Origin of the sequence: Halomonas sp. GXIMD04776, assembly GCF_049808615.1 — a bacterium.
In the GTDB taxonomy this organism is placed as follows: domain Bacteria; phylum Pseudomonadota; class Gammaproteobacteria; order Pseudomonadales; family Halomonadaceae; genus Modicisalibacter.
The window spans coordinates 1-13,222 of the sequence record NZ_JBNCAN010000017.1; the positions used below are offsets into that span (position 1 = coordinate 1).

11 protein-coding genes are annotated in these 13,222 nt (G+C 60.1%); 3 read left to right on the forward strand and 8 right to left on the reverse strand.

Annotated features, from left to right (window positions below; genetic code table 11):
* Positions 1 to 195 precede the first annotated feature (195 nt).
* The 3 genes from ACPF7Z_RS12280 to ACPF7Z_RS12290 are packed head-to-tail and all read left to right on the forward strand — an operon-like array spanning position 196 to position 4,669.
* A complete protein-coding gene (locus ACPF7Z_RS12280; RefSeq protein WP_425193538.1) occupies positions 196 to 1,230 on the forward strand; it encodes a hypothetical protein in 1,035 nt (344 codons plus the stop codon).
* On the forward strand, positions 1,227 to 3,179 hold the full coding sequence (locus ACPF7Z_RS12285) for an ATP-binding protein (RefSeq protein ID WP_425193539.1): 1,953 nt from the start codon (positions 1,227 to 1,229) through the stop codon (positions 3,177 to 3,179). Before ACPF7Z_RS12280 ends, ACPF7Z_RS12285 begins: the two co-directional genes overlap by 4 nt.
* Positions 3,176 to 4,669: an N-6 DNA methylase gene (locus tag ACPF7Z_RS12290; protein WP_425193540.1), complete on the forward strand. Its 1,494-nt coding sequence runs from the start codon at positions 3,176 to 3,178 to the stop codon at positions 4,667 to 4,669. The genes ACPF7Z_RS12285 and ACPF7Z_RS12290 overlap by 4 nt, the downstream gene beginning before the upstream one ends.
* A 3-nt stretch (positions 4,670 to 4,672) precedes the next feature.
* Here the strand turns inward: ACPF7Z_RS12290 and ACPF7Z_RS12295 are convergent, their stop codons facing one another.
* The 8 genes from ACPF7Z_RS12295 to ACPF7Z_RS12330 form a co-directional block, all read right to left on the reverse strand.
* On the reverse strand, positions 4,673 to 5,785 hold the full coding sequence (locus ACPF7Z_RS12295; RefSeq protein ID WP_425193541.1) for an endonuclease/exonuclease/phosphatase family protein: 1,113 nt from the start codon (positions 5,783 to 5,785) through the stop codon (positions 4,673 to 4,675).
* A gap of 32 nt (positions 5,786 to 5,817) precedes the next feature.
* On the reverse strand, positions 5,818 to 7,089 hold the full coding sequence (locus tag ACPF7Z_RS12300) for an amino acid deaminase (protein ID WP_425193542.1): 1,272 nt from the start codon (positions 7,087 to 7,089) through the stop codon (positions 5,818 to 5,820).
* 59 nt (positions 7,090 to 7,148) lie between these two features.
* Positions 7,149 to 7,910 (reverse strand): 2-keto-4-pentenoate hydratase, encoded by a 762-nt coding sequence (locus ACPF7Z_RS12305; RefSeq protein WP_425193543.1) that lies wholly within the window; start codon positions 7,908 to 7,910, stop codon positions 7,149 to 7,151.
* Between the two features lie 2 nt (positions 7,911 to 7,912).
* The gene (hydA, locus tag ACPF7Z_RS12310) at positions 7,913 to 9,343 is read right to left on the reverse strand and encodes a dihydropyrimidinase (RefSeq protein WP_425193544.1); all 1,431 of its coding nucleotides are present in this window, start codon (positions 9,341 to 9,343) and stop codon (positions 7,913 to 7,915) included.
* Positions 9,344 to 9,387: 44 nt separating this feature from the next.
* On the reverse strand, positions 9,388 to 10,689 hold the full coding sequence (locus tag ACPF7Z_RS12315) for a TRAP transporter large permease (protein WP_425193545.1): 1,302 nt from the start codon (positions 10,687 to 10,689) through the stop codon (positions 9,388 to 9,390).
* Positions 10,686 to 11,300 carry a TRAP transporter small permease subunit gene (locus ACPF7Z_RS12320; RefSeq protein ID WP_425193546.1) on the reverse strand — a complete coding sequence of 205 codons (615 nt, stop codon included), beginning with the start codon at positions 11,298 to 11,300 and terminating at the stop codon, positions 10,686 to 10,688. The genes ACPF7Z_RS12315 and ACPF7Z_RS12320 overlap by 4 nt, the downstream gene beginning before the upstream one ends.
* A gap of 60 nt (positions 11,301 to 11,360) precedes the next feature.
* Positions 11,361 to 12,416 (reverse strand): TRAP transporter substrate-binding protein, encoded by a 1,056-nt coding sequence (locus ACPF7Z_RS12325; RefSeq protein WP_425193547.1) that lies wholly within the window; start codon positions 12,414 to 12,416, stop codon positions 11,361 to 11,363.
* Positions 12,417 to 12,480: 64 nt separating this feature from the next.
* Complete coding sequence (locus tag ACPF7Z_RS12330; RefSeq protein WP_425193548.1) at positions 12,481 to 13,218, reverse strand: maleate cis-trans isomerase family protein; 738 nt, start codon at positions 13,216 to 13,218, stop codon at positions 12,481 to 12,483.
* Positions 13,219 to 13,222 lie beyond the last annotated feature (4 nt).

Here is a 13,222-nt window from a genome sequence, read left to right on the forward strand (position 1 = left end):
TGGCGCGGAACTTGACGTTGGGCATGGCACTGTCTGGGTGAATGGCGATATTCGCTATATTGCCATGCAGTTCAGTAGGTTAGAAGCATTCCTGGGGGCCGGTCTCACGGATTCAGGATAAATATTGCACCAACAAAAGAACAACACCGTATTGTCGCCAAGATCGAAGAGCTTTTCTCCGAGATCGATAGCGGCGTGGAAAGTCTGAAAACCGCCCAGGCCAAGCTAAAGTCCGCCCGCCAGTCACTGCTAAAGGCCGCCTTCGAAGGCAAGCTGACCGAGCAGTGGCGAAAAGAGAATGCCGATCAGCTGGAAAGCCCGGAAACGCTACTGGAGCGCATCCAGGCCGAGCGCGAGGCGCACTACCAACGGCAACTCGCGGACTGGCAACGGCAGTTCAAGGATTGGGAAACCGCCGGCCAGGAAGGCAAGAAACCCCGCAAGCCCAAGGCGCCAAAAGCCTTGCCGCCACTGACCCAGGAAGAATTGGCGGAGCTACCGGAATTGCCGGAGGGGTGGGACTGGATTCGCACTGCAGATTTACTAGAAGAAGAACCAAGAAACGGAAAGTCTGTAAAGGACGCTATAAATGGCTTTCCTGTTCTCCGATTAACGGCGCTACGTGGAGACTCACTAAACCTTGACGCAAAGAAGGAGGGAGCTTGGTCGCGTGATGAAGCTTTTCCCTACTTAGTCAAAGAGGAAGACTTCTTTATTGCCCGCGGCAACGGTAGTAAAGCGCTCGTGGGTGCGGGATGCCTAGCCAAGGGAATCGATAGAGAGATCGCGTATCCGGATACAATGATACGTTTACGGCCAGCAAAAGAAAGGCTTGATCCAAAGTATCTAAACCTAGCGTGGCGCTCTATTATACTTAGACGCCAAATTGAAAGATCTGCTAGAACAACTGCCGGTATATACAAGATTAATCAGCAGCAAGTTTCTCATTTTATTCTTCCTCTCCCTAGCTCAATCGCCGAACAAAAAGCCATCAGCAAAAAACTCGAATCCCGCCTTTCCCAACTCGACCAGTTGGAACAAACCCTGGCCGCCTCCCTGAAACAAGCCGAGGCGCTTAAACAATCCATCTTGAAGCGCGCCTTTGCCGGCAAGCTGGTGCCGCAGGATCCTAGCGACGAGCCGGCCAGCGAACTGCTGGCGCGTATTCGTGCCGAACGGGAAAGCCGGCCCAAAAGCCGGCGCCGTAAAAGCGGAGCATCAACACAATGATGACGGCGGCGGAACTGCTCGAACGGCTGCGCTTGCTGGATGAATCCGAGCGCATCGAGGCCAAGCGCGGCCGCGAGGTGGGCAAGTCGATGCTGGAAACCCTCTGCGCCTTCGCCAACGAGCCCGGGCTGGATGGCGGCTATCTGCTGCTGGGCGTGGGTTCCGACAGGCCCGGCGAGTATCGCGTCAAGGGCATCGAGGATCCGGACCGCCTGCTCAACGACCTGCACTCCGCCTGCGCCACCACCTTCAACGTGCCGCTGCGTTTCCAGGCAACGACGGAAATGCTCGAGGGCCGGCGCGTCATCGCCATCTATGTGCCCGAGGCGCGGGCCACGGACAAGCCGATCTACTTCCAGAAATCGTCGCTGCCCAGGGCCGCCTGGCGACGCGGCCCCAACGGCGACTACCGCTGCAACGAGCATGATCTCGAGGCGCTCTATCAGCAGCGTTCGCAACTCGAGTTCGACCGCTCGGTGCCACCAGGCGCCACTGTTGACGATATCGACCCGGACGCCATCGACGACTATCGCCGCGACCGCAAGGCGATGAACGCCCAGGCGGAAGAACTCGGCTACGACGATAACGAGTTGCTCGAAGCCCTGGGCGCCGCCGTCTGGCAGCAGGGCGAGCTCAAGCCGACGCTGTCTGGTATTCTGCTGTTCGGGCGACGCATGGCGATTCGCCGCCTGGTGCCGGCCCAGCGGGTCGATTACATCCGAGTGACCGGCAAGGAATGGATCGAGGACCCGGACGAGCGCTTCACCACCATCGACATGCGCGATACCTTGCCGCGCTTGATCAACCGCGCCACGGCGGCGGTGATGGACGACCTGCCCATGGCCTTCCATCTGCCGAACGGCAGCCAGCGGCGCGAGGATCGCCCGCTGATTCCCGCCAAGGTGGTGCGCGAGGCCATCGTCAATGCCCTGATGCACCGTAACTACCGCGCTCATCAGCCGATACAGATCATCCGCTTCAGCAACCGCATCGAGGTGCGCAACCCGGGCTATTCTCTCAAACCCGAGGAAGAGCTGGGTCAGCCGGGTAGCGCCTGGCGCAACCCGACCCTGGCCACGGTGCTGCACGAGATCGGTTATGCCGAAACCAAGGGCAGCGGCATTCGCGTGATGCGCCGCCAGATGCAGCAGGCAGGGCTTACGCCGCCAGTATTCGAGTCGGTGCGTCATGAGGATCGCTTCATGGCGACTCTTCTGTTCGTGCACTTCCTCGATGAAGAAGCGGTGGAATGGCTAAAACACTTCCGCCACTGGCAGCTTTCCGAGGAAGAGTGCCGTGCCCTGCTGTTCGTGCGCGAGACCGGGCGCATCACCAATGCGGACTACCGCGACCAGAATCGTGTCGATACCCTGACCGCCAGCCAGCAGCTGACGCGACTGCGGGGTCTTGGCTTGCTGAGGCAAGTGCCGAAAGGCGCGGCGACCTACTACCTGCCCGGCGAGAACTTCCCCCGCACGATGGCGGTATCCGGCGACATGGGCACCAGCGGTACCGAACAAGCAGATTTGCCGCTGGAATGCGACGGCTTATCTGACAACCTCGAGGGCTTATCTACCAACCTAAGCGGCTTACCTGACAACCCCGAGAGCTTATCTGGCAACTTCGATGGCTTACCTGACAACCTCGCAGCCTCTTTCGAGGCGCTACTGAATGAACTGCCACAACCGCTAAAGGAACAGGTGAAATCGCTGGGGCAACGTTCCAGGCAACCTCAGCGCCTACGTGATTTACTCCTGCAACTTTGCGCCCATCGCCCCTATCGCCCGCTCGAGCTAGCCAAATTGCTGAGGCGCAACCAACGATATCTCCAAGAGCAGTATTTGATCCCGATGAAACAGCAAGGCTTGCTGGCACACCGTTATCCCGATGAGCCCAATCATCCCCAGCAAGCCTATCTGACCGTGAAACCCCAGCGAGAGACCGAATGAACGCACAAACCCTGGCCAATAAAGTCTGGAACTTCTGCCATACCCTGCGAGACGACGGGGTGAGCTACGGCGACTATCTGGAACAGCTCACCTACCTGATCTTCCTCAAGATGGCGCACGAATACAGCCAGCCGCCCTACCGTCGCGAAGCCGGTATTCCCGCAGGCTACGACTGGCCCTCGCTGGTCAAGCGCAAGGGTGCCGAGCTCGAGGCTCACTATATCGACCTGCTGCGCACCCTGGGCCAGCAGGCCGGTACCCTGGGGCAGATATTCACCAAGGCGCAGAACAAGATCCAGGACCCGGCCAAGCTGGCCCGCGTGATCAATATGATCGACGCGGAGAAGTGGGCCATGCTGGACGCGGACGTCAAGGGCGATATCTACGAGAGCCTGCTGGAGAAGAACGCCGAGGACACCAAGTCCGGGGCCGGCCAGTACTTCACGCCGAGAGCCTTGATCAAGGCCATGGTCGCCTGTGTGCAGCCCCAGCCAGGCAAGACCATCGCCGATCCCTCCGCGGGTACCGGCGGCTTCTTCCTGGCCGCCTACGACTGGATCACCGAGCACCACGGCGCCCGGATGAGCCGCGAACAGAAACAATTTCTCAAGCACGACGCCTTTCACGGCAACGAGATCGTCGCCAACACCCGGCGGCTATGCCTGATGAATCTATTTCTGCATAACATCGGCGAGATCGACGACCAGCCCAATATTGCCTCCACCGATGCGCTGATCGGCCCCGCCCCGGCGCGCTACGACTATGTGCTGGCCAATCCGCCCTTCGGCCGCAAGAGTTCGATGACCGTCACCAACGAGGACGGCGAGCAGGAAAAGGAGGATTTCGTCTACAACCGCCAGGATTTCTGGGCGACCACCTCGAACAAGCAGCTCAACTTCGTCCAGCATATTCGCACCATGCTGAAGGAAAACGGCCAAGCCGCCGTGGTGGTGCCGGACAACGTGCTGTTCGAAGGCGGCGCCGGCGAGACCGTGCGCCGCAAGCTGCTGACCACCACCGAGCTGCATACCATCCTGCGCCTACCCACCGGTATCTTCTACGCCAACGGCGTCAAGGCCAACGTACTGTTCTTCGACAACAAGCCGGGGCGAGCGGAGCCCTGGACAAAGGATATCTGGATCTACGACTACCGCACCAACGTCCATCACACCCTCAAGAAGAAGCCGCTGCGTCTGGAGCACCTTCAAGAATTCATCGACTGCTACCAGCCGGGACAGCGCGACCAGCGTTGGGAAACCTGGAGTGAGACCAATCCCGAAGGCCGCTGGCGCAAGTATTCCCTGTACGAAGTGCTCAAGCGCGACAAGGTCAGCCTGGATATCTTCTGGCTCAAGGACAAGTCGCTCGGCGATCTGGACAACCTGCCCGAACCGGACGTGTTGATCGACGACATCATCGAGAACCTGGAGGCGGGGCTGGAATCGTTTCGCGGTGTTGCGCAGGAGCTGCATTCCTCGGCTTCTGCCTAACGCTCATTCTTCTTCACTTTTCGCCTGCGCCCGTTCGATGGTCCGGTGAGCCTCGTCGAGATCGTCTTCATCGAGTGCCGGCGGCGCCTGCCGTTCGGCAAGTTCGGGGCGGTGGCAAAGCTCGACGAACACCGGGTAGTGATCCGAGCCGAAATCCGGCTGGCGCTCGAAGGTCACGAGGCCGAGCTCGTCCTGATAGATCACGTGATCGAGCGGCCAGGCGATGATCGGATTGTGGGCATCGTAGGTGGGGTAGAGTCCTCGCCCCACCCGCGGATCGAGCAGATGGCCGATGCGCAGGGTATGGCGGAAAACGCTCTCCCAGGCAACGGCGTTGAAGTCCCCGGCAATGATGGCTGGGGCATCGTCATCCCGGACATCGAGGGCCGTGGCCAATAGCTGAGCATCCCTGGGGAGCGTCGATTGGGACCAGTACAGCGGTGGGCGCGGATGCAAGCCGTGGAAGTCGATCGATTCACCGCTGGGCAAGCGTATCCGGGTATTGATGGCGGGGGTATGCTCATCGAAACGAAAGCGGATCTGAGTATCGAGCAGGGGGTAACGCGACAACAGGTGCATGCCGTAGGCTTTGGCTTGCTGGGGGATGTATTGTACGCGATGAGGAAGGCGATCGTTCAGGCTGTCGATCTGGCGGTCCCACCAGGCATCGGTTTCCATCACCAGGAACAGGTCTGGGTCGGTGTCTTGCACGATCCCGAATAGTGCCTCGGCATGCTCGTTGGCTTTCTTCACGTTGGCGATGAGCAGCTTTAGCCGTGACTCCTCGGGGCAGGACGTTACATTCTTGATCGGGGCTTCTACCGGTAACACATAGGGATAGAGATAATAGACGTGAGAGGCCAATGCCGCGCCGGCCAGCGTCGTCACAGTCCAACTCATCACGCGGCGCAAGCCACCCAGCATTAGATGCAAGACGATGAGCACCGCCAGCACAATGGCAAACTGCAACCGTGGATAATCAAGATAGCGAATCCACCAGGTATCGCTCTCGATGAGCGGAATCAGCGAGGCGGCGGTAAAGACAAGCAATAGCGGCACAATCAGCCAGCGGTCGAGCCGATGCCTGAGTGGAATTTTATTCTCCTTATCTGCCATATGGATCTCCCTATCCATCGGTTGAAGCTGGGCTAGAAGACGGTCTCTATTACCTCTTTTACATTCAATGCCTCGTCCACTAGACACAGCCGCCGCCACTTATCAAAGGTCAGACACGGATGAGAAGCGCCGAAGGCGACGATATCGCCCACCTGCACATCCTCCACATCCTCCGGCAGGCGAATGAAGGCGTGCTGATCCATCAGCTTGAACACCTCCCAGCCGGATACCGCTAGCGTTTCATCGACGAGCCCAGCCTCGCGCCTATTCCCTTCTCGATAGCGCCGCAGCGGTATCGGCAATCGATCACCGCCGATATCGCGCTTACCCAGGGCGACGATGGCGAGTCCCGGTTCCGGCAGCGACTGCACCTGGGCAAAGACCTCCAGCGCGGGGAGCAAGCCTTCCTGCAAGTCCGACCGGCGCGAAAGCACGCCCTGTTGCGCCTCGTGATAAAGACCGTGATCGTGGACCACATAACAGCCCGGGCGTAGCACCGGGGTGAATACTTCGCGCAGTTGCACTTCATCGAACGCCTCGGCGATCAGATCGTACCAGGCCGAACCGGAGGCGGTGATGATCGGATCGCTCACCGAAATAAGACCGTCGCGGTGCAGCGCTTGCGCAATTTCTACTAAACTCCCGGCATAGTCACGAATGGCCACAACGGGGTCGTCACCCTGCGTTTCTCCATGAACCACGCCCTCGTAGCCCTCGATACCAGCCAGCCTCAGCGCCGGTTCGGCATCGATCATTTGCGCCAGATCGGTGGCTTGCTCTTGAGTCCGGCAACCGCAACGCCCACCCGCAACGCCTAGCTCGATCAGTACGTTCAGTTGCAGATTGCGTTCGGCAAAGAAATGCCCCAACGCCTGCACATTGGCAGCGCTATCGACCACACAGTAGAAGTCCGCGCCCGCCTCGATCAGCTCGGCGATGATGGCCATGTTGGCCGCACCGATGAGCTGATTGGCCAATAGCAGTCGCTTGACGCCATGAGCGAAGGCCGCCCGGCACTGTGGTGCGGTGGCCAGGGTGATGCCCCAGGCGCCGGCCTCGAGCTGGCGTTTGAACAGCGCCGGGGCCATGGTGGTTTTTCCATGCGGAGCGAAACGAGCGTGATGAGCGTCGGCGAAGCGCTGCATCCAGGCCAGATTGTGGGCCAGTGGCACCTCGAAAATCGCCGCCGCCGGCAGGCTGACCCCCGACAGCAGCGACGTGCCGGTCTGGGGCATGCCTTTGTGGATGTTCATATCCTCGCCATCGATATCATGCATGGAAAGTAAGGGATCACTCTGAGCCATTGCCAGGTTCCTTTTGTTACGAACAGCTATGCCCAGTGTGAAGGTAGGGGCAATGAAAGTCAGTCGAGATTCAACTCCACCTCGCCGATGCCTTCGAACACCAGCCACGCACGATGACCACGCCGCATCTCCACCACGCCATCGAAGGTGCCGGTGGTGATCACTTCTCCGGCTCGAAATCCTTCGCCACTGGTGGCAACGCGAGTATTGATCATCTGCATCAACAGCAGTGCGGGATCGCCGCCGGGATGATTGCCGCGCCCTGACAAGGCGACCTCGCCATCCAGGGTCAGTCGATAGACGGCATCCTTCATTTGCTTTAGATCAGCGCCATCGATGCCGCTGCCCAGCACGAAGCTGCCGTGACTCAAGCCATCCGCGAGCTGCCATAGCGGTGGCACCTCGGGCCAGCTTTGGAAACGGCTATCCACCACCTCGATTGCCGCGTGAAGGCTGGCAACCCGCTCGGCGATCTCTTCCAGGCGATAGGGTTCATCCCGCGCCGGCAGATCGTCGCCCAGCACTACGGCAAGCTCCGGCTCGAGAAAGACAAGATGATAATCCTCTCGAGCGATGTGCCCCGGTGAGCGCTGGCTCAGCTCGCTGAACAAGCGTGAGAAGCGCGGCACCTCACCCTTGATGATGCCGCCTAGTTTCCATCCCGACGGTGTTCCCAAGCGTTCGGAAACTCGCTCCTGAATGACATAGGCGTCAGTGGCATCGGCAAGCGGGATACACTCAGGCACCGCAATCTGTGTATGCCGCTCGTGGGCCTCGATCAAGCGCTGGGCGCCAGCGGTAACGATCTCATCGTGAGTCATGATCAGAATCCCTTGGCGTTGCCACGTGGGCGGGCGGGCTGCGGCTTGTCGCACTCGAGAAATTCGCCGTACCCGGCCTCGCTCTCGGGCTGACCGTCCCGGGCCACTACTCGACCACGACACAGCGTAAGCACCGGGCGTCCGGTCAGTTCGAGCCCCTCGTAGGGTGTGTAATCGACAGCATGGTGCAAGTCGGCGTTGCGTATGGTGCTCCTCGCCGTAGCATCCCACAGAGTCAGGTCGGCATCGCTGCCGATGGCGATGGTGCCCTTGCGCGGATAGAGGCCGTAGATCTTGGCCGGATTGGTCGCGGTCAGCGCGACGAAGCGAGTGACGTCGATGCGCTCCTTGACCACGCCCTCGGAAAACAGAATCGGCAGACGTGTCTCGAGGCCGGGAATGCCGTTGGGAATGTGCTCGAAGTGAGCGTGTTCGCCGTGCAGCTTCTTGCCTTTGGCATCTTCAAAGCGAAAGGGCGCATGATCCGAGGAGAACACCTGGAAGACGCCGGATTCCAACCCCTGCCAGACCGCCTCCTGGGCCGCCGGGTCACGGGGCGGCGGGCTGCACACATACTTGGCACCGTCGAAGCCATCGCGATCCAGATCGTCAGCGGTGAGCATCAGATACTGCGGGCAGGTCTCACCATAGACCCGTAAGCCCCGATTCTGGGCCCAGCGAATCTGTTCGATGGCCTCGGGGCCGGAAACGTGGACGATCAGCATCGGCACGTCGACTAGCTCCGCCAGTGAAATCGCCCGGTGGGAGGCCTCGCGCTCGCCAATGCTGGAATGCGCCACGCCGTGATAATAGGGTCCGGTCTGGCCGCTTTCGGTAAGCAGCTCGGTCAGGTAAGCGATGCAGTCGGCGTTCTCCGCGTGCACCATGACCATGCCTCCTTCGCGCCGAGCCAGAGCCAGCACGTTGAGGATTTCGCGATCGTTGAGCTTGAGATCGTCGTAGGTCATGTAGATCTTGAAGGAGCTGTAACCCTCCTCGATCAGCGCCGGCAATTCTTCCTTCAACACCGATTCGGTGGGGTCGGTGACGATCATGTGAAAGGCATAATCGATAAAGGCTTTGCCCTCGCTGCGCCGATGATAGTCCTCCACCGCGGCACGCAGTGGCTGACCTTTGTGCTGAGCGGCAAAGGGAATCACCGTGGTGGTGCCGCCGCAGGCCGCCGAGCGCGTGCCGCTGTGGAAATCGTCCGCCATCACCGCGCCATCGCCGAGGGGCTGATCCAGATGGCAATGGGCATCGATACCGCCGGGCAGTACCCACAACCCTTCGGCGTCGATGATCTCCTCGGCCTCACCCATGTCATGACCGAGTGCTGCGATGTGCCCAGCCCTGATGCCGATATCGGCCTTGTAACGATCGACGGCGGTGATGATCAGGCCGTTCTTGATAAGGGTGTCGAAACGTTTCATGAAATTTGTCCTTGATTAAAGATCACCCGATGCCTGGAGCCTACTCATCCCATGGCATTGGGCAGCCACAGCACCAGCCCGGGCCAGAGAATGATCAGCGCCACGAAGGCCAGCATGATGGCGAGAAATGGCAGGCTGCCGATCATCACATCGGCAATCGAGCCCTTTCCCCGTACCCCCTGAACAACATAGAGATTCATGCCGATGGGTGGGGTGATCAGCGAAATCTCCATCATGATGACCAGAAAGATGCCGAACCATATCGGGTCGAAACCGAACTGTACGACCATCGGTACCACAATGGGTACGGTGGCGATCATCATCGAAAGCGTCTCGAGAAAGCAGCCCAGCACCAGGTAAAAAACCACCAGCGCCAGAATCAGCCCCATGGGCGAAAGGCCCAGATCCGCGACCCAGCGCGTCAGGGTGTTCGGGATGCCGAGAATGCCGACGATGTAGTTGAGGAAGAAGGCGGCGACAATGATCAGCATGATCATCGCCGTGGTGCGGGCCATCGACAGGAAGCATTCGTGCAGCATCTTCAGGGTCAGCTTGCGGTTGAAGGCCGCCACCACCAGTGCGGCCACTGCCCCCAGGGCCGCTGCCTCGGTGGGGGTAGCCCAGCCACTGTAGATGCTGCCCATGACGATGGCGAAGACGAAGGTCGGGGGCAGCAGGTCCACCAGCGACGCCAGCCGCTTACGCAGCGGCACCCGCGGTTCGCGATCGCCTGCCACGCCGGGACGCAGCAGGCTGAAAGCCATGATCGCCAACATAAAGGCCCCAGCTAAAGCCAACCCAGGCAAAATCCCAGCGATGAACAGCTTGCCGATGGAGGTATTGGTGATGGCCCCGTAGATGATCATGTTGATACTCGGCGGTATCAGAATGCCCAGGGTCGCCCCGGCGGCCAGGGTACCCAACGCCAAACGCTCGCTGTAGCCGCGCTCGGCAAAGGCCGGCAAGGCCACGGTGCCGATGGTGGCGGCGGTGGCCACCGAGGAGCCGGACATGGCAGCGAATACCGCGGAGGCACCGATATTGGTGTGCAGCAGACCACCGGGCAGGCGGTTGAGCCATACCGACAGGGCGCTGTACATGCGTTCGGTGACCCCGCTACGCAATAGCAGCTCTCCAAGCAGGATGAACAGCGGAATCGCCGTGAGGATGAAGTCGTTGAGCGTGCCCCACAGGGTATCGCCGAAGGAGTACAGCAGCGGCAGGCCGAGGAACATCAGCGTGCCCAGCACCGCCACGAACATGATGGCTACCGCGACGTGAATTCCCAGAGCCATCATGCCCAGCATGATGAAAAATCCGATCATGACCTCGAAGGCGCCAATCATGAGGGGCTTCTCCTCTGCTGAGATTCGGACACGCTGGCACCATAATCCTTCCGCGCCTCGTTGAGCTCGTCATCCGCGGAACGGGGACCGAACTCGTCATTGACCACACCAATCCGACCACGTAACAGCAGCCCCCAGGCGCGCAGGGCGAGAAACACCGCCAGCACAGCAAAAACGCCAAGCCCCAGGATCCACAGAGTCTGAGGAATCCAAAGGGGTGTCTGCAGCGGCGTGCTGGCGCGACTGCCGAACTCCAGGGTTTCACCTAGCGTCTCGATGGCGCGCCACAGCATGAAGGCAGCAAAAGCTGCCAGCAGCAGCATGGCCAAGGCATTCAGGAAGGCGCGCATCAAGGCGGGCAACTTGACCAACAGCATGTCGACGCGAGTATGGGCCCGATGCAGCAAGGCGTAGGCGAAGCTGAAGGCAACCCCGATCGCCAATACATAACCGCCGATCTCATCGACGCCCTGCAGGGAGAAATTGAACAGCTTGCGTGCGACCACTTCGAAGGCGATGAGTAACGACAGCCCCAAGGCTGCATAGCCCGCGGCGATAGCCGCGCCATGGGCCAGCTTGCGGGCGGCGAGATAAAAATGCGGTGATTGCATGACAATGATCCTCTCGCCCTACCCTGGATGACGGCTTGCCACCCAGGGCGGGGGTTGCGGCTACTGGATCTGGAAGCCGGTCACATCACCGACGGTCTCGTTCCATACCTGGGCGCACTCGGGATACTGCTGATTGCAGTTTTCTCCCCATACCGGCAGGACGGCCTCGGAGGTAATTTCCTCGACCAGTTCCCGGGAGCTCTCGTCGATCTCCACCAGCGTCATGTCATAGGCTTGATGGTCCTGACAGCTTTCTTGCCCGGTGTTGCAGGCAATGGCATCGTCGTTGACGTTGTAGGCCAGGTCCCACATCTGTTTTTCCAGCTCGGCGAAGGCCTCTGTCAGCTCTTGTTGCTGTTGCTCATCGAGTTTGTTCCAGGTATTCAGGTTCATGAAATGTCCCTGCACCGAGTAGGCCAGCGGCAGTGGCACGAAGTGATCGGTCACCTCCGGCCATTTGCCGTTGTTACCCGCGGAAGGGGCCGTCACGCCGCAATCCGCTACACCGCGCTGGAGGGCCAGATAAACCTCGCTGAACTGCAGCGTGACCGGCGTCGCGCCCAAGCCTTCCACCAATCGCGACATGGAGGGCGTGAAGACCCGCACCTTCTTGCCCTTCAGATCATCGACGCCGTTGATGTCGCCGTTACAGAACATCATCTGCGGGCCGAAGGGCCACAGCGTCATCAGCTTGGCATTGAAGCGCTCTTGCAGACGCTGGTCGAACTTGGGACGAAAGGCCTCGATGGCCTCGCGCTGTTCGTCCAGCCCTGCCGTCACCCCGGCCAGATCGATGCCTTCAAAGAAAGGCTCGTCGCGAGAGGCCATGCCGATCTGTACCGACATGACATCGAAGGCGCCGGAGCGGATCATGCGCAAGGCATCCGCGGCCTCCACGCCGATGGCATCCATGGTATTGTAGACGACGTTCAGATCGTCACGCTCCCCCAGCTTGGTGAAGAAGGGACGCTCGACCTCCTCGACATGCAGCTTGTTGCCCGAGAAGTTGCCCACTACCCGTAGCTGGGTTTCCGCCGCAAAGGTACTGCCTCCCGTAGCCAGGCCAGCAGCCACCGTTACGGCGATAGCGACTTTCTTGAAGATCGTTGCTTTCATTGTTCTCTCCTACGGCTTGCTTGTTATTGTCGATCGTAAGGTTTCACTGCTTCACTGCCATGAATCACGCCTTCAGGCGTTGATCTTGGAAGAGATGACCCCAGCCGGTGACCCGCGCCGGATCGATGCCGGCCATCTGCAGGGTTTTCCACACCGTCACACTAACGGAGTCGTAGATGGGAATACCCAGTTCGCGTTCCAGTTCGGCGACGATGCCTGCCCCGCGCAGATTGGTGCACAGGACGGTGATCGCGTCGGGCCGCTCCCGTGCGACCTCACGCACCATATCGGCCAGGGTGGCTTCGTCATATTCGGAGAAGGAGAAATTGCCCTTGTCGTTCAGGTGGCGCTCCCCCACCACCTCGTGTCCTACTGCGTTGTAGTTGGCGACGATGGCCGTCTGGATATCGTCGAGATAGGGCGTGACCAGTCCCAGCCGCGACACGTTGGTGCGTTCGAGCACCTCGTTCAGCGCCAGTACGCTGGAGGTCGCCGGCACCCCGGTAGCGTCCTGAATGGCCGCACACAGCTTGTGGTCGGTCTCGAAGCCCAGCCAACTTGACGATGTGCCGTTCCAGGCGATCACGTTCATGCGCGCCTCGTTGAGCAATCGGGCGGCATCCAATAGCGGTGCCGGATCGAATTGGTTCAGGGACGCGTCACGCATGGAGATCTCGGTGACCGTGAAACGCTGGAAATGAGCGGTTACTTCCGGCAAGAGGCTATGCAAGAGTGCGCTGGTATAAGGCTCCAGCACGGTATTGGAAGACGGCGTGAGCATGCCGATGAGGGTACGTTCCATGGGA